Origin of the sequence: Streptomyces sp. NPDC020362 (assembly GCF_040642095.1) — a bacterium.
GTDB lineage: Bacteria > Actinomycetota > Actinomycetes > Streptomycetales > Streptomycetaceae > Streptomyces.
This window is the reverse complement of sequence record NZ_JBFAET010000152.1, coordinates 1-22,036: the sequence shown is the minus strand read 5'-3', so window position 1 is coordinate 22,036 and position 22,036 is coordinate 1. Positions and strand designations below refer to the sequence as shown.

19 protein-coding genes and 3 pseudogenes are annotated in these 22,036 nt (G+C 68.3%); 9 read left to right on the top strand and 13 right to left on the bottom strand.

Going from position 1 to position 22,036, the window contains the following annotated elements; all coding sequences use genetic code 11:
• Positions 1–96: 96 nt before the first annotated feature.
• From AB0H32_RS35435 to AB0H32_RS35425, 3 genes and pseudogenes are all read left to right on the top strand, one after another.
• Complete coding sequence (locus tag AB0H32_RS35435) at positions 97–672, top strand: DUF5994 family protein (RefSeq protein ID WP_361129552.1); 576 nt, start codon at positions 97–99, stop codon at positions 670–672.
• A gap of 5 nt (positions 673–677) precedes the next feature.
• Positions 678–866 (top strand): hypothetical protein, encoded by a 189-nt coding sequence (locus AB0H32_RS35430; protein WP_361129550.1) that lies wholly within the window; start codon positions 678–680, stop codon positions 864–866.
• Positions 863–1,114 (top strand): annotated as a pseudogene (locus AB0H32_RS35425) (hypothetical protein); the annotation flags it as partial. The gene AB0H32_RS35430 and the pseudogene AB0H32_RS35425, both read left to right, overlap by 4 nt.
• 233 nt (positions 1,115–1,347) lie before the next feature.
• Here the strand turns inward: AB0H32_RS35425 and AB0H32_RS35420 are convergent.
• Positions 1,348–1,968, bottom strand: coding sequence for an XRE family transcriptional regulator (locus AB0H32_RS35420; RefSeq protein ID WP_361129547.1), 621 nt, complete (start codon positions 1,966–1,968; stop codon positions 1,348–1,350).
• A 106-nt stretch (positions 1,969–2,074) separates the two neighbouring features.
• On the opposite strand from AB0H32_RS35420, the gene AB0H32_RS35415 reads away from it, so the two are divergent.
• Complete coding sequence (locus AB0H32_RS35415) at positions 2,075–3,466, top strand: MFS transporter (RefSeq protein WP_361129544.1); 1,392 nt, start codon at positions 2,075–2,077, stop codon at positions 3,464–3,466.
• Between the two features lie 42 nt (positions 3,467–3,508).
• Here the strand turns inward: AB0H32_RS35415 and AB0H32_RS35410 are convergent, their stop codons facing one another.
• From AB0H32_RS35410 to AB0H32_RS35390, 5 genes and pseudogenes are all read right to left on the bottom strand, one after another.
• Positions 3,509–3,760 carry a hypothetical protein gene (locus AB0H32_RS35410; RefSeq protein ID WP_361129558.1) on the bottom strand — a complete coding sequence of 84 codons (252 nt, stop codon included), beginning with the start codon at positions 3,758–3,760 and terminating at the stop codon, positions 3,509–3,511.
• Positions 3,720–5,861, bottom strand: coding sequence for an endonuclease/exonuclease/phosphatase family protein (locus tag AB0H32_RS35405; protein ID WP_361129541.1), 2,142 nt, complete (start codon positions 5,859–5,861; stop codon positions 3,720–3,722). The genes AB0H32_RS35410 and AB0H32_RS35405 overlap by 41 nt, the downstream gene beginning before the upstream one ends.
• 1,174 nt (positions 5,862–7,035) lie before the next feature.
• Positions 7,036–9,072: a S8 family serine peptidase gene (locus AB0H32_RS35400; RefSeq protein WP_361129538.1), complete on the bottom strand. Its 2,037-nt coding sequence runs from the start codon at positions 9,070–9,072 to the stop codon at positions 7,036–7,038.
• Positions 9,073–9,361: 289 nt separating this feature from the next.
• Positions 9,362–9,472, bottom strand: a pseudogene (locus tag AB0H32_RS35395) (IS5/IS1182 family transposase); the annotation flags it as partial.
• A gap of 601 nt (positions 9,473–10,073) precedes the next feature.
• A complete protein-coding gene (locus AB0H32_RS35390; protein ID WP_361129535.1) occupies positions 10,074–10,652 on the bottom strand; it encodes an alpha/beta fold hydrolase in 579 nt (192 codons plus the stop codon).
• Between the two features lie 79 nt (positions 10,653–10,731).
• On the opposite strand from AB0H32_RS35390, the gene AB0H32_RS35385 reads away from it, so the two are divergent.
• Complete coding sequence (locus tag AB0H32_RS35385) at positions 10,732–11,340, top strand: TetR/AcrR family transcriptional regulator (RefSeq protein WP_361129555.1); 609 nt, start codon at positions 10,732–10,734, stop codon at positions 11,338–11,340.
• Between the two features lie 252 nt (positions 11,341–11,592).
• On the opposite strand, the gene AB0H32_RS35380 is transcribed toward AB0H32_RS35385, so the two are convergent.
• Positions 11,593–12,066 (bottom strand): MarR family transcriptional regulator, encoded by a 474-nt coding sequence (locus tag AB0H32_RS35380; protein ID WP_361129533.1) that lies wholly within the window; start codon positions 12,064–12,066, stop codon positions 11,593–11,595.
• A 134-nt stretch (positions 12,067–12,200) separates the two neighbouring features.
• On the opposite strand from AB0H32_RS35380, the gene AB0H32_RS35375 reads away from it, so the two are divergent.
• Together AB0H32_RS35375 and AB0H32_RS35370 are read left to right on the top strand one after the other, a co-directional pair.
• On the top strand, positions 12,201–13,070 hold the full coding sequence (locus AB0H32_RS35375) for a ferredoxin (RefSeq protein WP_361129530.1): 870 nt from the start codon (positions 12,201–12,203) through the stop codon (positions 13,068–13,070).
• A gap of 351 nt (positions 13,071–13,421) precedes the next feature.
• The gene (locus tag AB0H32_RS35370; RefSeq protein ID WP_361129527.1) at positions 13,422–13,994 is read left to right on the top strand and encodes a YbhB/YbcL family Raf kinase inhibitor-like protein; all 573 of its coding nucleotides are present in this window, start codon (positions 13,422–13,424) and stop codon (positions 13,992–13,994) included.
• Positions 13,995–14,471: 477 nt separating this feature from the next.
• Here the strand turns inward: AB0H32_RS35370 and AB0H32_RS35365 are convergent, their stop codons facing one another.
• The 3 genes from AB0H32_RS35365 to AB0H32_RS35355 all read right to left on the bottom strand — a co-directional run bounded on the left by AB0H32_RS35365 (position 14,472) and on the right by AB0H32_RS35355 (position 16,292).
• A complete protein-coding gene (locus tag AB0H32_RS35365; protein ID WP_361129524.1) occupies positions 14,472–15,098 on the bottom strand; it encodes a hypothetical protein in 627 nt (208 codons plus the stop codon).
• A 341-nt stretch (positions 15,099–15,439) separates the two neighbouring features.
• Entirely contained in the window at positions 15,440–16,033 is a 594-nt protein-coding gene (locus AB0H32_RS35360) for an isochorismatase family protein (RefSeq protein ID WP_361129521.1), read from the bottom strand.
• 82 nt (positions 16,034–16,115) lie between these two features.
• Positions 16,116–16,292, bottom strand: coding sequence for a hypothetical protein (locus AB0H32_RS35355; protein WP_361129518.1), 177 nt, complete (start codon positions 16,290–16,292; stop codon positions 16,116–16,118).
• Between the two features lie 502 nt (positions 16,293–16,794).
• On the opposite strand from AB0H32_RS35355, the gene AB0H32_RS35350 reads away from it, so the two are divergent.
• The gene (locus AB0H32_RS35350) at positions 16,795–18,099 is read left to right on the top strand and encodes a phage tail sheath subtilisin-like domain-containing protein (RefSeq protein WP_361129515.1); all 1,305 of its coding nucleotides are present in this window, start codon (positions 16,795–16,797) and stop codon (positions 18,097–18,099) included.
• A 392-nt stretch (positions 18,100–18,491) separates the two neighbouring features.
• On the opposite strand, the gene AB0H32_RS35345 is transcribed toward AB0H32_RS35350, so the two are convergent.
• From AB0H32_RS35345 to AB0H32_RS35335, 3 genes and pseudogenes are all read right to left on the bottom strand, one after another.
• Entirely contained in the window at positions 18,492–18,800 is a 309-nt protein-coding gene (locus AB0H32_RS35345; protein WP_361129512.1) for a hypothetical protein, read from the bottom strand.
• 139 nt (positions 18,801–18,939) lie between these two features.
• Entirely contained in the window at positions 18,940–20,463 is a 1,524-nt protein-coding gene (locus tag AB0H32_RS35340; protein ID WP_361129509.1) for a hypothetical protein, read from the bottom strand.
• A gap of 318 nt (positions 20,464–20,781) precedes the next feature.
• A pseudogene (locus tag AB0H32_RS35335) lies at positions 20,782–21,009 on the bottom strand (IS256 family transposase); the annotation flags it as partial.
• A 560-nt stretch (positions 21,010–21,569) separates the two neighbouring features.
• Between AB0H32_RS35335 and AB0H32_RS35330 the strand changes: the two are divergent.
• The gene (locus AB0H32_RS35330; protein ID WP_361129506.1) at positions 21,570–21,962 is read left to right on the top strand and encodes a hypothetical protein; all 393 of its coding nucleotides are present in this window, start codon (positions 21,570–21,572) and stop codon (positions 21,960–21,962) included.
• Positions 21,963–22,036: the final 74 nt, after the last annotated feature.

The following is a 22,036-nucleotide window of genomic DNA, read 5'->3' as shown; positions in this document are numbered from 1 at the left end:
GGCACACCTCCCCCCACCGCCTTACACCCCGGTGTGGTCTCCGCCCATCACCAAAAACCGGGCCGCCGACGGGCAGCCCGGGGGCAGGTCCGCATCATGACCACCATCCTCGACCGGACCGCGCCACGCGACCTCGCCGCAGAGTTCCCGGCACGCTTGTCTCTCACCCCGAAGACCACCCTCGCTGGCCAGCTTGACGGGGCCTGGTGGCCCTATTCACGCAATCTCGAGGCGGAGCTTCCGCCGCTCGCGGCCGCACTCGACAAAGTCTGGGGACGCATCACTCGCGTCACCGTGAACCCCACCCGCTGGCCCGTCATCCCGCGCAAGGTGCCTGTGGCCGGGCATACCGTGCATGTGGGCTGGTTCACCGAACAGCACCCCGACAAGCTGATTTTGCTCTCCTACACTGTCGGCCGCTGGGACCTGCTGGTGATCCCGCCCGAGACAGAGCCCGCCGCCGCGGCCCGCCTGATGGCCGCCGCAGCGATCCCCGGGAGCGTCCTTACCGCCGGCGTCCTGATGGCCGACGAAGTCGTCATCGGGCGCGGCATTCGCGACGCCCTGCGCCGGGAGGACAGCTGGCAAAGCGAGGGCGGGGCCTGCATGTCCCCCTTCGGGGGCCCGATGGACAGGCGCGCCGTCCCGCTGCCCGGCAACACCTGGAGGTGAGCCCCATGGAGACCCTCGTCCTCATCGCGGCGATCATCCTCGCGACCGGCATCGGGATACTCCTGATCCGCCTGTTCAACGCACAGCACGACGCCGGGATCGCGGCCCACCACTACAGCGACCCCCTGCCGAGACCTCCCCGTCAGCCGGACGACACCAGTCGTCGAGTCCACCCTACGCATGCCAGCCGGTGAAGAGGCACTTCCGGCCGGGGGCAGCGAGTGCGGCGCACAGCGCCTCACGAGCGCGGCCTCGGGGCCAGTGCCGCGCGCAGCGCCGGGGTGAGGCTGTGACGGATCTCGGACGGGGTGAGGGCGGCGGGGGTGGGGATGGGGTTGAGGTAGCGGGTGTAGCCAAGGTGGACCGGGCCTTCCCGTCCTCTCAGGTCTGCTCGGCCTGCCAATTCCGCGACGCCTCCAAGCCCCTGCACGTCCGGGAGTGGACATGCAGCCAGTGCGCCACCGTGCACGACCGCGACCACAACGCAGCACGCAACGTCCTCGTCGAAGGACGCCGAATCGTCGCCACCGGACGGGTGGAGACACCAAACGCCCGTGGAGCGCCGGTAAGACGGGCACACGTGCCCGCACAGCGCGTTGAAGCAGGAAGCCCCCGGAAGGGTCAGACGACCCAGGCCGCAATCCCTGGGCCTTGGGCCAGGGAGCACGTCAAGGGTCAGGATGCAGCTGGCGGTGGGGGTGCGGTGATCGCCGGCGTGGGATCGGTGGCCGAGGGTCTCGCGCGGACGACGGCTTGGTCGCCTCGTGGTCCGAACAGATGCAGGATTTCCACGGCGCTCGTGTTCGCCGGACCGAACCAGTGCGGTTGTCGGGTGTCGAACTCGGCCACTTCGCCGGGGCGCAGCGTGCATGCGTGCTCTCCGAGGATGAGCTGCAGTTCGCCGGCCAGGACGTAGAGCCATTCATAGCCGTCATGGGTGACCAGCTTCGGCTCGCGGGGAGCCAGTACGTGCTTGAACACCTGCACCCGGCCCGGGTACTGGGTCAGGGGGACGAGGACGCTGCCGTCACCTTTGCGCAAGGGCCTCAGGTGGACCCGGGGGTCGCCGGTGGCCGGTGCGGCCACCAGGTCGTCGAGCGCGATGCGGTGAGCCCGCGCGAGCGGGATGAGCAGGTCCAGGGTTGGGCGCCGGCTGCCCGACTCAAGACGGGAGAGTGTGCTCACTGAGATCCCGGTCGTGGTCGCCAGCGCCTCCAGCGTGAGTTTCCGGTCCCGGCGCAACGCGCGCAGCCGTGGCCCGATGCTGTCGAGGAGCTGCTCCAGTTCTGTGTCCATGTGGCTCAGTGTGCGTTCTTTGCGGTCCTCGCAAAAATGATGGTCGGTGCTTGCGGGCCTGACTGAGCCTTGCCGGGCAGGTACTCCCGGATGTGAGAGGCAACCCGTGACCGTGACGACGACTCACCCTGTTCCGCCGGCTCTGAGCGCGCGAAGGCGCTGGACGGTGCTGGCCGTATGCTGCCTGAGCATGTTCCTGGTGGGCCTGGACACCACCATCGTCAACGTGGGCCTGCCCGCCATCGGGCGTGGCCTGGGCGTCGGGACGCGCAGTCTTGAGTGGACCGTGGACGCGTACACCATCGCCCTGGCCGGTCTGCTGATCTCCTCCGGGGCGCTGGCGGACCGGTTCGGACGCCGACGGATGTTCCAGTCTGGGTTGGTCGTGTTCGGGGTGGCCTCGCTGCTCTGCGCGATCGCACCTTCGGTTGGCACGCTCGTGGCAGCCCGTGCCGTTCAGGGCATCGGCGCCTCGATGCTCAGTCCAGTCGCTCTCGCGATCGTGGTGAACGCGATGCCCGACCCGAAGGAGCGAGCACAGGCGATCGGTATCTGGGCGTCCGTTTTCGGGCTCAGCATGGCCGTCGGACCGGTCATCGGCGGCGCACTCCTCACGGGGCTCGGCTGGCGGGTGCTGTTCTGGATCAACGCCCCGGTCGTCGTGACCGCCCTGGTGCTCAGCGCCGTGTTCGTACCCGAATCCCGCGGGCCGCGGGCACGACGCCTCGACGTTCCGGGGCAGGCCCTGCTGACGGTGGTCATCGGGGTCTGGGTCGGCGTCCTCATCGAAGGGCCGCACATCGGCTGGACGTCGCCCGCAGCGCTGGCCGCCTACGGGTTGGCCGCCGTAGCGACGGTCGCATTCGTATGGGTCGAGGCGCGCCGACACCAACCGCTGGTAGATCCGCGGCTCTTTCGCAGCCCCGCGTTCAGCACTGCGGTCCTGGGCGCCGTGGCAGTCTTCGTCGCCCTGAATGTGACGCTACTGCTCAACACCCTCTACCTGCAGCACACCCGGGGATTCACGCCACTGGCCGCCGGAGTGGCGACCCTGCCCATGGCCGTCGGCGCAACCGTCTGCGCCCCCTGGTCCGGCCGTCTCGTCGCTCGCATGGGACCCCGGCTTCCCCTGATCCTGGCCGGCGGCTTCACCATGGCAGGCGGACTCTGCCTGGTCGGACTCGACAATCGCACGAGCACGTCCCTGCTCCTGCTCGCCTACCTGCTCGCAGGCATCGGGTTCGGCTTCGCCAACGCACCGATCACCAACACCGCGGTCAGCAGGCTGCCCCCAGCTCGGGCTGGCGTGGCCGGAGCGATCACGTCCACCGCACGACAGGTCGGCTCGGCGCTCGGCATCGCCCTCGCCGGCGGCCTGGCAGCGAACGCCACTCCGGCTGAGCTCGCACGCGCATCCCGTCCGGGCTGGATCCTGGTTGTCATCTGCGGACTGCTCCTGGTCTTCATTGCCCACGCATCAAGGTCGAAGAAGCGATGAAGTGCTGTCGGAACTCATGAGCTGTTCGACGTGAACCGGCGATCACCTGCGGTCCGTTCTGGTGAACGGAGCCACGCGGCCGCGTCCGGGTAAGGCTTCCAGGTATGCGACCACGATGGTGGTCCGCAATGCGCTGACGTAGTAGATGATGCGGACGTCATCAACGTCGTCCGCGTACTTGCGCAGCTCGGGACGGGAGCCCGGGATCGGGATCCCGAGGTCCGGGGCGACGGACAACGCAGTCAGGGCGCGGTCAAGAGCAAGGATCTCCGCTTCGTCGGTGATGGCTTCGATCTGCTTGGCAGCGGAGTCTGACCTCCTTGATCTGCATGCCGTCGACGCCGTGGAGGCCGTCGTTGGTGCAACGGAACTGGGAGTTGACGCCCGGGGGTGGCTGATCGCCCAGCTGGGTGAGGCAGCCGCCCAGCGCGCGCTGGCCGAAGGCGTTCGGATGGATCGACTCCTGCTGGTCCCCTTGGGAGGACCAGAAGGCGTTGGGGAAGTAGAGATAGGAGATCCACCGCACCCATTCGGCCGACTGTGAATCCAGAGGGTCTGCGGCGGTGTTGAAGCTCGAGGCGTGCAGGGTGTCCTCGTGGCACAGCTCGTGGCGGGCGAGGGCGCCGCGCACGTCCAGGAATGCGGCGCCGACTGTTTTGGCGGCTTGGCTGAGTTCCCGGCTCATGCCGGTCACGAGGGTGTCGCGGGCCCAGTCCGTGTCCGTGTCGTAGAAGGGACAGCCGCCCTGGGAGTAGCGCTCGTACGTCTCCGGGTAGCGGTAGGCGTCGCCGGGCGGGAGCGGCTGCGGGTAGTTCTGGACGACGAGTCGGTAGTCTCCGGGGTCGTAGCCCGCTTGGTGCATCGTGTTCTGGATGTCCTTCAGGGACTGCGTCACCTTGCTTCCGACGGTGTCGAGTTCCGCACTCATGTCCCCCCAGGCGTTCTTGCAGTAGGACACGGGAATCCAGTCGGGCAGGAGGAAGCGTCTGGCGCAGGAACGGACGATGTCCTCGAAGCCGAGGTCGTTGCCGCCGATCGAGACGACGATCTCCTTGACCCGGTAGGCCGATGCCACGGCTTTGAGTTGTTCGGTCTGGGCGGGCTCGTCCTTCTCGGTGAAGGGCTGGCTGATCTCGTTGGTGGTGGCCCCGGAGCAGGCCAGGTTGAAGTGCCGCCATGAGGCGACCTTTGGATAGGAGGCGGTGAGGATCGGCGCGGTGTCGGAGCGGTCGCAGCGGTTGCCGCCCTCGGCGTATGAGGTGAGGCCGTAGACCCGGTTGAGGTCGTGTTCGCAGCTCGACTCGCTCACGCAGTCGGTCGCGGCACGGTCCGTGCCGAAGACCGTTCCCGCCCGGCTTGTGTTGGCATTGCCCGCCCAGCGGCCGGCCTCGCCGGAGATGTAGCTGTCGCCCATCGCCACGGTCGCCGCCTGACGGGCGCACTCGTCCTGCCGCGCCCTCAGTTGCCCGTCGCCCGGGTCGCAGCGGTACTCGTTGCCGCTGGGAAGCAGGCTGTACCAGAAGCCGACCGGGTAGTGGTCGGAGCCGTCCACATAGGTCAGGCGGTAGGCAGTGAGCCGCCATGGCCGGGACAGGCCCTTGACGATCATGTAGTCGAGTTCGTCCGTGGGCGCCCCCACCGGATAGGTGGCAAGGCCCGACCGGACGAACGACTGGCCCTGGGGCAGCGCCGGCCACGAGTCCGGGGTGCGATTGAAGTCGCCCAAGGCCGCCCAGTGATCCCCCGCCACCCGCGCGATCGCCCTCACCAGATCAGGGGCGTCGTTGGCCTGGTGAACGCGGTTCGCCCTGTTCCGCGCGTGCACGGAGTAGAACCAGGTCCCGTCCGACAGTTCGACTCCGAGCGCGGGTTTGGCATCGGCCTGCGGAGCCTGGGGTGCGATGACGTTGACGGCAACGACGTCGTCGCCCGGCTGGTTGACCACCACGGCGATCGAGCGGTTACGACGCGGCGTCTTCAAGCGGTAGATGATGCAGGGGCTCTGCGGGTCGGGCGGACGGCAGTTCACCCACCGATATCGCTCCACGGTATAGCCGCCTGGCATGGTCGTCTGCGCGCCCACGAGCCTCCCGGCCGCCAGCTGCGCGTCCGGAGGGTCACCGTCGGGGACCTCCTGCAGAGTCAGGATCTCCGCCTGGACGGTCAGCGGAAAGACACCGTGCTGCCAGCGCTCCGCCCGGTAGCGCATGTTGTACGTGACGGAACGGTGCTCCTCCACCTGCCGTGGGAGGGCACCGGCAGGCCTCGGCCCCACCCCGACGGAACCGACCGCCGGCACCGCGGTCAGCAGCACGAGCGACGACGCGATGAACGCAACGACAAGACGCCAGACCGTAGCCGCGCCCGCCCACCGGTGACCCTCCGTCAGCTTCACAAGATCCAAAATATGAGCCCCGGCGCCTCACCAGCATCACAAACAGCGCCAAAGCGGAGTCACCAAATCCGATCAGCCGAAGCCCCCCTCGCATCCCGGCAGCCACTCTCCGCTGCTTCTCACTTCACGACAGCTTCGCGAGCTGAGAGCCGCGCACAAGGCCGCCCAGCCACTTCGTGCCGGAATCCGCGAGTCGACCGCCGACGGACGATCTGCTCCGCAGACTGCCGCCCACGACCAGCGTGAGCACCCCCGAAGACCGTCACGCCAGCCCTTTGACTTGCAGCTTCAAGTTGGCGGAGGCTCAGTGCACGGCATCGTCGGTGCGCATCGCGCTGCAGTGGGCCAGCCATCACGAGCGCGCTCCCGGTGCGGGCCCGGTGCCGGGCCACTGATGCTGCTCGTGCTCCTGGCGGTGCGAGTCGGCCGGTTCAGCGGCCGGAACCTGGAGCTGCCGGTCCTCGATGGCGCGGCGGCCCGGCCGACGCGCAGCCCGCACCACAACCCGCCCCGATCCCCGAAGCCGCTACCCACCCACGCCCACCCGCCCCCATTCCTCACTCTCCTTCAACCGGCGCGGGAAAGTGGCAGCAGAGGGGATGTCAGACCCCTCACCCTGCGCGGACCCCTCGGTTGACCTGCGGATACGTCACCCCAGCCTGAGAGGCTCACGCAAGAGAAGGCGCAGGAGTAGCCGCAAGAGATGTTGCAGGTTTCGGCGTTTCGGGTGCCCGGACAGTCACGAGAGTCAGCTGTGAAGAAACCCCTTGATCGCGCTGGGCCTTCCGAAGGCGAGTACTCCGAATTCTGCGTGGGGTGTCGGGGTGCAAAGGGGGTCAACTGGGTGGCCTGGCAGGCACGTCGCACCCGGCTGTACTGCCAAACGGAGGGCTGCTCCGAGCGGAGCTGGCCATGATGTTCCTTTTGTGAGACGCAGAGGGCGCAACGGGCCCACCAAGCATGAGTCCCACAGGCCCGGGACGGCCGAAGGCAAGCTGAAAAGGCAAGGTCGGGTTCCGCGTCGCGATAGAGGCCGCAGCACCGATCGGCATCGTCCCGACCGTCCAGGGCCGGCGCCCGGCCGACTACGAAGTCTGCCTGGGGGCGGATGGGGCCCGGCCCGGGACCGCCGTTCCGGCGCGGCCGACGGGCCGGGACGTTGCCCGTGTACGCGTCAGAGAATGCGCCAGGCGACGGCGTAAGGCTGGGCGAACCGGGTGATCCGGTGGGCGCGGACGACGACCTCGGCGTCCCCGGCGGGGATGTCCTGCCACTGGACCTGCTCGACGTTGTTGAGACGGTCGAAACCGGGATCCGTGCCCATGTTGCCGTGGCGTTCCTGACCGCCTGCGCGGACGATCAGGTCGAGGTCGTTCTGCAGGGCCGGGCCAGGGGGGTCCGTCCACACTAGGGTGATCTTCAGGGTATGGCCCGCGCCCTCCGGAACCGGGATGCGGAACGCGCGTTCCTCTCCCTGGTCCAGCTCTGCGGCGTCGGTGAAGCCCGCCCGGTCGCCATCGGTCGGGAGGACGACGGCGCGCTGGAGGTTGACGATGCCGAAGCCGGAGTTGTTGTTCGGGGAAGGGCCCGCCTCGGTGGGGATGTACTGGCCCTGGAGCTCATCGGCACCGTTGATCAGCATGGCCTTGATGAGGGCGGCGCTCGGCTTCAGGGTGCCGTTCTTCACCAGCGTCTCGCGCAGTACCGCCACGCAGCCGGCGACCAGCGGGGTGGCCATGCTGGTGCCGCTGTCGAACATGAACGCGGGGTCTGTGGAGACACCGAAGCTCCCGTGGTCGGGTGCCACCCGCGAGCGCGTCGACAGGATCGACGTTCCGGGGGCGACGACATCGGGCGCGAACCGGTCCTCCGCGGTCGGACCGCGGCTGCTGAAGGCCGCCATCCCGGCGGGGTTGTCCGCCATCTTGTTGCCGTGGATCGGCGGGGCAGGGAACTTGGTCGGTCCGTTGAGCAGCCTGCCGTCGTAGGTGAAGGGGATCTCTGGGCGGTTGCTCTCGCTGGCGCCGACGGTGATGACGTTCTTGGCCCCCGTCTCGTCGCTGACGGACCTCAGGTTGATACGGCCGTCCCCGTCCCGGTCCGTGCCGTCGTTGCCGGCGGCGAAGCAGATGACGAAGTCCTTGTGGTCCCAGACCATCTGATCGGCCTCGCCTGCGGCCGGTCCGTACGGAAGCCCTGGGGTCACCGGACCCCACGAGTTGGTGTGGATCCGTACCCCGTCCTCCAGGAAGGGCGGCTCGAACAGGTCGAGCAGGTTGTCCGGGATGCCGGCGAGAGATCCGTTCTCGGCCATCACGGACTGGAGGACCAGTCGCGCCTCGGGAGCCGTGCCGGTGATGGTGCCGCCCATGGACTGTGACGTCCCGTCGCCGAGGACCGAGCCCGCCACGTGGGTGCCGTGCCCGCTGGGGTCGTCCGTCCGTGCGGGGCTGGTGCGTCCCAGGGCGATCAGACGCTTGACCCGGCCGGTGAAGGCAGGGTGCACGTTGGTGGTCGAACCCTTGTCGAAGCCGGTGTCGGCGACGCACACGATCTGGCCCTCGCCCCGGAACTTCGTTCCGTTGAGGGACACGTGGGCGTGCATCAGCGTCCCCGCGACGGTGTTGTACAGCACCCGCTCCGGGACTTCCTCGATCTCCTTCACCTCGTCGAGCGCGGCCAGTGCGGGCAGGTCCTCCTCACGGACCGTCATACGCACCTTGCCGCGGCTGGGCCGTACGTCACCGGGGCTGACTCCGGCCGCCGCCGCGACCCGGTCCCGTACGCCGTCCACGCTCGCATCGACGTCCTCGTGCAGGACGACGTCGACGGTGCGGGTCCCGTCACCCGCCGCCTCCACGGGATCAGCCAGCGCGGCGACACTCGAACGCAGCCGGGTCGACTGCAGTGACCGGCCGATCTTGAAGCCGTTGAAGTACACGTCCGCCCAGGCCACGAACGGCAGCGCACGCACGGCGTCCAGGTCCGTAGCCCGGTAGCCGCACAGGTAGGTGTCCTGCGGAACGTACTCGTGGACCACCACCCCGAGCGCCGCGAGTTGTTCCTTCTCCTCGGCTGTGGGCGGATGCGTGGTCTGGACGAGCAGGTAATTGGACGCGGAGGCGTCCTCGGATGTCAGTGATGCGGTGGCCAGCTCGTCAGCCTGGACCAGCGGGTCCACCGTGACGCCATTGATAGTGATACGGGCCATGCCGAACTCCCGGAGGGGGGTGGGAAAGGCGCGACCAGACAGCCGCGGCACCCCGGCACCGCCCTGCCGACACCCACAGGGCCAAAGCCCGTCTGAACCGATGGCACGCCAAGCCGCGTGGATACTTCCGATCGGCCAACACGCTAGGCGGGCCACCGTCCACCCGCACGCCGAGCCTGGATGGAGCCCCCCATCCGGGCTCGCCATTACTCCAGAAGGCGCTCGACGGCAGCGCCGGCCTGCACCTCCACATCTACACAGGGCCGACGGCGACGACGGTCTCGCCCCGCATCAGACCCCACTCCCCCGCCTTGGGCCAGATGAGGAACCTGCGCTGGGCGGTCGGCCTCGAGGTGCCGGAGCAGAGCTCCAAGGCCCGCCAGGCACAGCCACTGTGCAGCGAACAGCGCCTCGGTCAGGCGTGTGGCGAAGGGCCACGGAGGCCCGTGGCCCCCCCTCGCGCACCGTAGGGACCAGTCGTTCCAGGAGCTCATCCGTCGCCCCCAGCAGGGACAGCCGGGGCGTGCGCACCTGCACGTTCAACGGGGGATACGCGGACGTGATCGAGGCAGTCGTCGGCACGGGCGCAACCCTGGAGGCGAGCCAACACGGCGCATCACATATTCGGCCTGTGCTGGAGCGGAGCAGGGCGGACAACATGCCCGCGCGCGTACCCATTCGCTCTGCTGAGGAACGCCATCACGAAAGGGACGGCCCACAGGCGGCCCGGGTCAGCCCTGGATTCGGGCACGAAGGTGGGGGCAATCTCCGCTGTCAGATCATGCTACTGAGATCGCGAAGTGGGGCCAAGGCCGGGTTTCGGCCGGGGGCATCAGAGACTGGCGAAGCCAGCCGGGGTCTGAGCGGGCTGCACCGTCATTGCCTGCCGTGTCGCGGCACTCTGCGCGCGGTCTCGGTGAAGTGAGACGGCAGGCCGCCTGCCTGCGGCATGTTCAGGGAGGCAGGCAGGCGGCCCTGGGCTCGCGTTCGTCGATACCGGGTCAGCCGGGCAGGCTGTCGTTGACCAACCGGATCGCTTCGGGCAGTTGCAGTCGGCTCGCCCCGGTGCTGGGGAAGTGGCCGCCTGTCGCGGTGACCGTGGCCGTGGCGCCCAGCTCGGTGACGAACCGCATGATGTGCTCGCTGGTTGCCGCTCCGGTGACCGGGTCGTCTGCGGCGTGCAGGATCCGGAACGTCCTGGCGGCGTGGCGGATCCGCGGCCACTCGAAGTCCGGCTCGAAGAAGCCCGCGAGTGCGTCGTAGCCGACCTCGCCGGCCATCGAAGCCACCAGGACTACACCCGCATAGGGGCCTTCGGCGTCCATGTCGTGCTGTTCCAGTAGCCGCAGCACATTGACCCCGCCGAGGCTGTGGCCCACCAGTACGGTGTCGGCGGCCGGGGACACAGCCGTCTCGGCGGTCAGCATGTTGAGCCAGGCGTCCGCCTGAGGCGCCTGGGGATCCGGCAGTTGTGGGATGCGCACCTGATGGCCGGCAGCGCCCAGCTCATCCCGCAGGTAGGGGTACCAGTGGTCCTGATTGGTCATGCCAAAGCCGTGCGACACGATGATGGTGCTCATGTTCCGCCCCCTCATTAATCGAAACGCGGCGTAGCGTTTCGAAAAAAGTAGCACACCACTTACAGTGAGCACTGTGGCTATGAAGGACTCCCCCGAACAGAACCCCCGCCCCGTCCGCACCGGCGGCCGCGTCCGCAGCGAGGATGCGCGCCGGGCTGTCCTGGACGCCGCCGCCGAACTGCTGGAGGCGGCCGGCTACGGCGCCCTGACCATCGAAGGCGTGGCTCGACACGCGAACGTCGCCAAAAGCACCGTGTACCGGTGGTGGAAGTCCAAAGGCGCCCTGGTCATGGACGCTTACACGCACACGGTCGTCACACGCGTACCAGAACCAGACACCGGGACAGTCGCCGGCGACCTGACCTCGTTCATCTCCGACCTCTACCGCATCAGCGAATACCCGCTGCGAGGCAGAGCATTGCGCGGGCTAATGGCCGAAGCCCAATTGGACCCGGCCTTCGCCGAACACTTCCGCCAGTGGGTACAGAGCCGCCGCGCCGTGGTAACCAGAATGCTCACCGTCGCAATCGACCGCGACGAACTCCCGGCCGACCTAGACCTCGAACACGCCACCGACCTGGTCTTCGGCCCCTTCTGGTACCGCCTCCTGGTCGGCCACGCCCCCCTCGACCCCGACCAAGCCAGCAGTCATGTCGCGCAGCTGCTCAACGGCCTGCGAGGCAGCTGACCCCGCGGCAGCCAACTCCGAGGCGTTGCGCCCAGAGCCGTCCGCATCAGCCAAGACCTACCAGGCAGGCCCCATGGTCCCCGACCAGCACACCGGCATGTTCGCCGAGACCCTGGAGAGTCGCTCCAATCCCTCGAGCGCCTGACGCTTCCGACTGCTCACCAACGCCTGCACAGGCCCTACCCTGCGTCAACCCCCGAGCGACTTGCGGAGTCGACCACCAAGGAACATCGAGCGCGAGGCAGGGCCCGGCTACCGAATCAGGTGATCACACTCTTCGGCGGCGCTTTCGTAACTGCCCAGAAGGAAGGTGTGGATCGCCGCCAGATGGTCGTCGGAGAAGGCGGCCATCAATCGGCGGCTGCGGGCGTCCATCCCCTCGTAGAACGAAGCGATCCGTTCGAGTCCTGGCGCCGAGGCTTCGACGAGTACGCGACGGCGGTCCCGCGGGTCCGGTTTGCGCCGGACGTATCCCGCCTTCTCCAGGCGGTCGATCATGTGCGTGACCGCGCCCGTGGTACGCCCGAGCTGAGAGCTGAGTGCGCCGGCAGTGGAGGCTCCGGCGCGGTTGAGTACGTGCAGGCAGAGCAGATCGGTCTGCGCGATGCCGAGTTGCTGGGCGATCAGGTCGTTCAGGCGTCCCAGGGCTCCGGCGAGGTCCGTCATGGACGCAATGATCCGGTTGGCCAGTTCGTCGTTCTGGTCACCCTGCGGTTTGACGGGCATGCGAGGCACCATTTATCTTCGCGATTGAGATACTTAGCTATGCAGCTACTGTACCCGATGCATTGCTTCTGCGGACTGGAGGGCCTCATGACGGCCCAGGTTCGGGTCGTGCCCCCCTTGGAAGGAGTCCCGCCATGGACGGCTGGTACGTGGACGACCGCTGCATCAACTGCGATGCCGCCCGACAACTCGCGCCCGACCTGATCGGCGAGACCGGCGGACGGTCGCAGATCCTGCGCCCACCGAACGATGAGACGGAGACACGGCGCCTCCACGCGGCCGCCTTCGCCTGCCCCACACGCTCGATCCGCCCGGCGTCCGGGCAGCCGGACCAGGCGCTCGACCCCTTTCCGATGGCCTTGGACAACGACGTACTGATCTGCGGGCACAACTCCCGGCACACCGCCGGAGCCAACTCCTACCTGCTGCTGCGGCCGTCCGGCACGGCAATGATGATCGACACACCGCGCTGGAGCCGTGAACTCGCCCAGCGTTACGCGGCATCGGGCCTCGTCACCGATGTGCTGCTCACACACCGAGACCACGCCGCACACGGCCGCCGCTACGCGGACCATTTCGGCGCCCAGCTGTGGATCCACGAGGGTGACCTCGACGCGGCACCGAACGCAGACCAGGTGATCCGGGGCCTGGAATGTGTGGAGATCAGCGAGGGGGTCACCGCCCATCCACTGCCCGGCCACACCCGGGGCAGTGTGCTCTACCTCGCGGATGACCGGTACTGCTTCAACGGAGACAGCTTCTACTGGTCACGCACCACGGGTGATCTGGAAGTCGCGGAGAGCGTGACCTGGTACTCCATCGAGGAGTTGGCCGCCTCCCTGGCCAGGACAGCCGGACAGCTGAGATTCGAATGCGTCCTGCCAGGCCACGGTGACCGCCACCGCCTGACCGCCGACGAGATGTCCCGGCGGCTGCGAGCGCTGGCCGAACGCACACGACTGCTGGGGCCCAGGCCGATCGACTTCACGGCCGTCCGCTGGTGAGGGCCGACCCAACCGGCACCGAGGTCCATACGGCTGCCACCGTGCCCTTCCTCGGCATTGGCGACTGCCTGAGCACAACGAGACAGGCCACCCTGGTGCTGCACAGCCAGCAGCACCCGGCGCTGCGCGACACCGCGGCCCAGACCACCGCTCGCACCCTCGACGGGCCCAACTGGTGCCTCTTCTCCGGCGTCGGCCACGGCCTTTCAGCCGCTCTCTGGCCAGCCGTCGCCCCCAAGGTGCGCGAACTGGCCGCAACGGCATCCGCGCAGCCGGATGCCGGACATCGCCAGCTCAGCGTGCAAGCGCCCCAGTCGACTTATCCACACGCGCGACAGACAAGGACATACCATGACGATTCTGGGCACCCTCCTGAAGAACAAGCGCGCCGGAGAAGCTCATCTGACCTGGAACCTCCCCGCCATGGCCGGCCCCGAGGTGCTGGACCTTCACAGCGCCGATTTCGAACACGAGAGTGTCCTCCCCAAGGCCAACGTCGGCAAGCGCGCGGGCGGCGAGAACCGCTCTCCTGCTCTGGCCTGGACCGGCACACCGCAAAGCACCGCCCAACTGCTGCTGGTCGTCGAGGACATCGACTCTCCCACCCGTACCCCGTTCGTCCACTGTGTTGCCCTGCTCGAACCCGAACTCGTCACGCTGCCTACCGGAGCCTTGAACGCAGGGAGTCCGGCCCAGGGAGTGCGGGTACTTCGCTCAGGGATGGGGCGCGGCTACCTGGGCCCCGAACCGATCAAGGGACACGGACCGCACCGGTACGTCTTCCAACTGTTCGCCCTGCCCACCGCCATCACCTCGGCAGAAGGCGACGCACCGCTGGAAACAGCCAAGCCCAGGGCGGTGCTCGCCACCGCAAGCGGCCCGGCCCTGGCTCGCGGCCGCCTCGACGGTCTCTACACACGCTGACACCGAACCGGCAGCGCAACGGCAACGCTGAACCGTCCGTTACGTCGGGTTCAAGCCGGCACACCCCACGCCTTGGAAGCAATCATCTAGGTGCGTGAGGGCCCCAAGTGGGGGGCGCTGCCGCATTCGGGGCGCCCGTGCTGACTGAAATCCACCAGCTCCGGCGGCAGCCCCAGGTCACCCGGCTTCGGCTTGACCACAGAGGCGGCCCCGTTGTCCCCCCCCACCAGCGGGGCCACCCTCACACCCTCCGGAGGCTGCCAGGCGCTCCCCCCACCGGTCACGCCCCACATCGACTGCCTCTTGCGTCTGCGCGGCCTGCCGCCCCGAACCCTGTGCGCAGCGACCGAGACGAACTCACCCACTCGGGGCACCATCCGGCAGCCGACGGCAGACTGTCGCGTGCAATGCCGGATTTTCCGCGGCGGCGGTTCAGGCAATGGTGGAGGTGACGTCGAGGCCGGCGCTGCAGACACGTCATACCGGAGAGTCTTCGGGCTCCTGCGTTCGCTTGGGCTTGTCCGTCGTCTTCGCGGCCAGTCGGTCCGCGGTGCCCCGGAAGGCCGCCCACGCCAGCAACAGGATCTCGACGCCTGTCGAGATACCCGCCGCCTGGAATTTCCCGGAGCCCGTCGGTCGCCCGCCCATCAACAGCGGGACCTTCCCCTTGGGGTCCACGGTGACGGTGACCGTCTGGCCGACCTTCACCTTTTCCCCGAAGACCCTGCCGGGTACAGGCCGCCCCGACTGATCCTTCAGTTCTGCGACGAACAGCGGGGGATCCGTCCCCTGGTCGACCCAGTAGGTGTCGGTCACGGTCGCCCGCACCTCTTTGCCGCGGGCGCGCATCGCCCGCTGGTCCAGGCCCGAATAGGTCAGGTGCATCACAACCAGTGCGCTGATGGGCAGCACGATCAGCACAAGGATGCCCCACCCCTCGGGCTCCTCCATGCTCGGCACCATCACCCACAGGAGATAGAGCGCCAGGAAATAGAACACTGGGTACACCACGAGCGCCACCCAGATGCTCTGCGTCACGTGCAGCAGGATGCCGGCGCCGACCTCGATGCCCAGGCACAGCGCACTGGAGCCCGCCAGGAGCAACGTGGCCAGGCCGAGATCAGTTTTCCCAGGCTGCTGGCAGGTTCACACCACCGGTCCCGGTGGACCACCCGGCCGGCAGAAACGGGGGCGCCGGCGAGTGGCAGCAGGCGGGGCCTCGATGGCGTCGAACACGCCAGCCAGCGGCTCCGCCCCGTCCAGCGGCCGGACTGCCGCCGCCGGCTACGGCCAGCGGCAGGAAGCTGATGACCCTTCGGATACGTCCGTCGGCACGCCACTCAGTGGCACGAGCGTCACGCAGAACCGCGCGCCACGCCGATCCCGCGCCAGGCAGTGCCATCGGGTACAGGAGCGCTCCGCCTGGCCATGGCCCCAGAAGAGGATCAGCCAAGGACGACGGGTTCGCCGGTCAGTGCGACGCCCGCCCCACGCAGTTCGTCGATGGCCTTTTCAGTGGTGTCGGCGGCGACGCCGGCGGTGTAGTCCAGGAGGACGCGTACAGCAAAGCCGGCTTTCGCGCCGTCCAGCGCGGTTGCCTTCACGCAATGGTCGGTGGCGATGCCGACAACGTCGAGGTCGTTGACCTCGCGTGCGCGAAGCCAGTCGGCCAGGGACGTGCCGTCCTCGGCCGAGCCTTCGAAGCCGCTCTTCGAGGCGGAGTGCGCTCCCTTGTAGAAGACCTCGTCGACGGCACCGGAGACGGCGGCCGGCGCGAAGTTGGGGTGGAAGTCGCTTCCATCGCTGCCGGCGACACAGTGCACGGGGAAGGAGTTCTGGAAGTCGGGGTGGTCGGAGAAGTGGCCGCCCGGATCGATGTGGTGGTCGCGGGTGGCAACGACGTGCGCGTACTCGCCGGCGGCGGAGCGTTGGACCATCTCCGCGATGGCGCGGGCGCGGTCGGCGCCGCCCTTCACCGGGATGCTGCCGCCCTCGCAGAAGTCTTTCTGCACATCGACGACGATCAGTGCTCGGCGCACAGCGTAGTCCTTTCTCCTCGGGAATCCCTGCCTGGAGGCCTACCCCTTTCGGCCGTGGCCGGCTGCCTCACGGCCCGGTGGTTCACTCGTCCGGGCATTCCGACAGCGTGCGCGACACCCCGCGACGCATGTGGCGCTCGACGTCCTCGCCCGGCGTCAGTCCGCCGATCGTGCCGGTCTGGCCGACCACCGACCTGCGCGAGGCCCTGCCCTGGTACGAGGCGCTCGAAAGCACGGAGGTGGAGGGGATCGTCGTCAATTCCCTGTTGGATCGACGTGTTGAAGCGGATCGAGCGGGGGTGGAGGCATGCCGGGTTGGCGTACGTGCCGGGTGCCAAGGGACCGCCGGGTGGCCGGAGATCGGGTGCCTGTTCCGGCTGTGTGGGAGGACCTTGCCGAGCGTGAGGACCGAGCTCTCCGAGGCCGGCCGCGTGGTCCGGATGCTGCCCACACAACCGAGGATCGGAGACACCAAACACCCAATACCGCCCGTCCCCGCCCGCCCTCATGTGATCGTCCACTGCAACGGTTCGACCAGACCGGGAGAGACCCACCGGTACGTCCACCCACAAGAGTGGTTTGCGCTCTCTGCGGGGTCACCGCTCGGTGCACTGCCCAGGGATGGGTATGGCTGTCTCGTTTGCACCATCGGCGCGTGCGTATTGCCGGGTTCCTCCACTTCATCAGCAGGCCTCGCGAAGGACGCCAGGTCTGCGAAGGAAGCACCGGCAAGCGGCCACCCCTCACTCCAAGGAGCGTAGATGCCCGACCCGAATCCACCCGGGGTCTTTGTAAAGGAACTCCCCAGCGAAGTGCGCATGGTCACCGGGGCGAGCACATCGGTCCCGGCGTTCCTCGGTTACACGAAGGTCTCGGCCAGGGACGATCCGAACGCGGCGCCCAAGCCGTTCACCGAGCCCGAGCGGGAACTCCCGCAGAGGATCGGCAGCTGGCGGGAGTTCGCAGCCCGCTACAGCATGGCGGGAATCGCCGAGGAGTTCGCGGAGGCGACCGACCCCTCCAGCGTTCGCACGCTGGAGCGGTGTTTCCCCTTGGCCGAAGCCGTCTACGGGTTCTTCGCCAATGGCGGTGGCACCTGCTACGTGGTGGGCTTCACCAACCCGGAAGACGCCGTTTCGCCCGGGGACCTAAAGGGAGATGTGGACGCCCGCACGGGCCTCGCCGGCCTAGAGGCCGTGCCTGAAATCACCATGGTCGCCGTGCCCAGCCTCTGGGACATGACCGTGGGCATCTCCTCCGCCAAGGAGGCACCCACGCCCGACCAGGCCGAGGGCGTCAGCAGGATGGCCGAGGTAGTCAAGCACTGCACCGAGCAGCGCAACCGGCTGGCGATCCTCGACCCGCCGCCGGCCCAGAACCCTGACCAAGTGAAGACCTTGACCGGAGAGCTCGACTCGCCCGACTCCGACGGTGCCGCCTTCACCACCTTGTACTACCCGTGGATCACCGTGCCGGGTGTCAACGCCGTCGAGCGCACCGTGCCGCCGTGCGGCCACGTGGCGGGGGTTTGGGCCCGCACCGACACCGAACGCGGAATCTTCAAGGCCCCCGCCAACCAGAATCTCCGCGGCGTCCTGAAGCTCGAAACCCTCCTCACCGACGACGAGAACGGGGATCTGAACGAGAACGGCGTCAACTGCCTGCGTATCTTCCCGGATCGGGGCCTACTCGTATGGGGCGCCCGCACCAGGTCGACCACCCGTGACTGGCGCTACCTCAACGTCCGCCGCCTGGTGTCATTTCTCTCCGACTCCATCCACCAGTCCTCGGCCTGGGCGGTCTTCGAACCCAACGACGAGCGATTGTGGGCGACGCTGCGGCACTCGGTCTCCTCGTTCCTCACCGATCAGTGGCGACAGGGCGCACTCGTCGGCCGCACCCCCGACGAGGCGTTCTACGTGATCTGCGACAACACCAACAACAAACCCGAAACCATGGACGAAGGACAGGTCATCTGCGACATCGGCGTCGCGCCGGTGCGCCCCGCCGAATTCGTCCACTTCACCATCACCCAGATCGCCGGGCAGCCCGGCAAGACCAGCTAGCGGCTCACCTGCCTGCCCCGCTCCAGCGGGGCAGGCAGGGCCATCCCGGCACAAGAAGGCCTCGCCGTCGGCTGCCCGGCGGGTCTGCACAACCTGATCGCACGACGCTGGTGGGGACCTGGGCCATGGGCGGCTCAGGTCCCCATCGGGCTCGTCCCTGTCAGTTTCCGGTACCCGACTGGACCTTCCGCAGCGCGCGGATCCTCTGCTGAGCAGTGTTCACGGCGGTATGGACCTGAGCCCGCGCGATCTCCTGTTCCATGGCCTTCTCATCGCCTTCTCCGCAGCCGCCTGCAGCTGAGCGGTGCGCGATCCGGTGGCCGCGCCCTCGGGGACGGGCGTGGCGAGGTAGGCATCGAATTGCTCCACCACCTCGTGCAGTTGCGGGCGGATCACGTCCAGCTGGCCGACGAAGCTGGAGATGAGGTTGTGAACTTGCGCAGCGGTGGGAAGTCCTCAGGATTGCAGGGCTTTTGGGCGTACTCGCAGAGCTTGTCGACGATCTCGTCCAGCCGGGAGGCGACGCTGTCGAGGTCTTTGGCGTTGTCCTGGACTGTTTGCCTCAGCTTCATCCAGGAGAAGAGGCGGCGCGCGTGACGGTAGCCGACGATGGCTACGGCCAGTGATACTACGCCGACCAGTGCGGCCACAAGGAGGGATCCGGCGCTGGTGCCCAAGGCCAGGGTGGTGCTGTGGGTCATCGGGGTCGTTCCTTCGTCCAAGCGCGGCACGACCCTTTCCCGCGGGGCCTGCGACGCTACAGCATCAGAGTTGGTGGCACGTTGAGCGGGCAGGCGGAGTCGAGCCGTTGCCCGGCGTGGCCGAAACCCGCGCTGACCATCAGTCCCTGAGCGCGTGGCGGACGAGCCAGGCTCGGTCGGGTTCGTCGTCGCCGGCGGGCCAGGATGCGACGAGAGCGCGCACGAGGTCGCGGTGCTGGTCGATCAGGTGGTCGTGGGTGAGGCCGAGCGCGCCTTCCACCTGGACGGGCAGGACGCTGGAGTGGGCGGCGCGCCAGAGCACGGCGGTGACTTGGGGCCCGGGCACGTCGAACAGGGCGATGACGGCGAGCGTGCGGGCGTCCATGGCGGCCGAGGGGTCGAAGATGAGCTCTTCCAGGGCGGCGACGACCCGGTCGTCCGGCTCGTCCCACCGGTCGAGGCAGTCCTGTGCTGCGCGGAGCGCGCGCTCGCAAACCAGCGGTGCAGAGTCACGGCGCCGGAGCGCGGCAGCGAGCAGCGCGGCGTCCTCGGGCTCGGCGAGCAGCGCCAGGACGTCGAGCGCGCTCGCGTGGCTGGCGCCGACGCCGGTCTCCGGGCTGGCCATCGCCGATGACGGCGACAGCGTCAGGAGGTGGCGAGCGAGGGCGAGGACGTTGGGGCGGAATGCCTCAGCGTCCAGGCCGAACCGGGTGAGACCGTCGCTGTCGCAGAAGTGGTCGAGCGCGATGCCGACCATCGGGACGAGTCCGCTGTACAGCATGGTCCGAAACGCCTGGCGGTGAGCTCGTTTGCTCGTGGGGGCGCGCATCTCGCGATGGACCTGGAGCAGCCCTGGGCTCTCGGGGTCGCCCCCACGCCAGTAGGTGCTGTGAGGGCCGGGGTCCAGGGCCTCACGAATTTCACTCGCCTCGAAGCCGCGCTCGCCGTCCGGCCAGGAGGCGTCGAGACGTTCCAGCAGGGCGCGGTGGGCGTAGAACCGCTCCCCGATCGACAGCGCCCACGCCGCTTCCTGCTGGAAGCGGTAGTCGTCCTCGCCGGTCGCGCGCACCAGCAGCGCGGTCACCTCCTCGCCGGCCGCGCCGCGCAGGGCACTGAGCGCCTTGCGCCGGTCGTCGATGTCCAGCGAGCGGTCGAACGCTGTCTCACCGATCAGCGCGACCAGCCGGGGGTCGGGGGCCTCGGAGCTTGCGAGGATGGTGTTTGCTGCGCCCAGGACGTTGTGCAGCAGTTCGCCGTCCGGGCGGCGTCGCAGCACGGCGAGGATGGCCTCGGCGTCCTCGGGGCCCGCGTCGTTCTTGAGGGCGAGGAGGGCGCTGGCGTGGTCAGCGCCCTCGAAAGCGATGTCGTCGCCGGGCCTGGGCGGGCGGCGGAGCATCTCCCGGGCGACCGCGAGCACCTCCTCCCGGTAGGGCTCGAACGGACTGGCCTCGCCGAACCGGCTGGTGGCGGCGGCGCGGTCGAAGAAGTCCAGGGCGGTACCGCGGGCGGCGATGTCCTCGCTGCGCAGCAACACCAGGAACGCCCGCTGGAACTCGTCGGGGGTCGTCGCGTCGTCGGTTGCGTCGAACGCGGCCTGCAGCTCGGCATTGTCGAAGTCGCAGTCCCAATACCAGGACTGGAACTCACGAAGAAAGGTCACCATGAACACCCAAGCATCAGATCATCCAACGGGCCACGCCTGCGCCTGAGGTATCAAGCGGCAGTCGTGTGCGCCACACTGCCGATGCACAGCCAAGTCCGAGCGAGGTCTCTACCAGCATTATCAAGATCAGCCGTCGGCCAGCTGGATTTCGGAAAGTCATGGCCGAATGCTTCAGGTCTCACGAGACAGCGTGGGCCTTCGGCGTCTCGCTCAATCTGAGGCATGCAGGTCGGAGAGTCCTAATGCCTCACGTCCAGGGAGACAGGACAACAGACCGGGGGATCGGGCGTTACGGGCGTTGCCGCCGTCCTTGCCGGCGGGATCGTGCTTGTCGTAGCCAAGGTGGTCGGTGATCTCGCCTCCGAGGGCGGACTCCAGCAGCCGCTTGGTCAACTGCTGCAGCAGCCCGCCCTCGCCGGTCAGCTTCAGGCCCTCTGCCCGGGCCCGAGTCACCAGCTCGTCGATCAGCCGGTCATCGACTGACTTCGACGGCGTCGGCTCGACCGGCTTTGCGGTCTTGGGCTCGGCCACGTCATCACTGGCCATCGGTGCATCTTCCACGATCGGGAGTTACACCGAACGATTTACAGTCCCTCATGCCTGGAGATCGACGGGACGCTTCCTTTGGGGTTCTGCCGCCCGTAGGACACCGGGGCGGAACTGACCAGTCAGATCGGCATGACCAACGGCAAGCGGCCCCACACCCCGGGCGCCCTGTCCGACCGGATCACCGGATCAACCGTGTCGCCTCCGGCCTCGACAAACTGGGGGTCGGCGTCGCCCGCTCGGAGTCGAACGGGAAGCGCTCCCTGTTCATCACTTACATCCCGAAGCCCAGCCCGTCCGCACCGCCCCGGCAATCGGAGCTGGTGCCGGAGACCATCCCCGCGGAGCGCCCGCGCCACCGCCGACCCGCCCGTGCCCCGCACCGGCGGGCTTTCGGCATACAGCCCTAACCGGAACCAGCGAATCCGTCAAGCCCCGACATGGAGTGTCATGACGGCCAGGCAAACGGCGGGCCTACTGGATGTACCGGGCCTCCGGACAGGGCGGCCCCTCCCACCGGCCCCCGGCCGGCACTTCCCCTATACGAAGGAGTACCTCTCATGTCTGCCACCGTCCCCACCCTTGGCGCTTCCCACAAGCGGCGTCTGGCACTGCTGGTGGCCACGACCGGCCTGGCGGCAGGCGGCGTCATGGTTCCGGCCAGCGCCTTCGCCGCCTCTCCGCCCGCGCACGCCGCGCCCGCGGCAGCGTTTCACAGTCCCCACGGCCACGGCGTTTCCACCACCAAGACCACCACGACGACCGAGACCACCACCAAGAACCGTCGGGGCACCACGACCACCAAGTCCACCGAGACGACCACGACCACCAAGTCGCGACACGGCACCACGACCACCAAGACCACGACAACCGAGACGACCACCGCCAAGGGGCACAAGTTCCACCCGCACGACCAGAACATCGCGGGCAACGGCCCGGTCAACGGCCAGTAGGACACAGGGCGAACCAGGCCGGTGGGCCGGCGCGCGGGGTTGGACAACCGCAGGGCCCCCCCCCCCCACCCCCG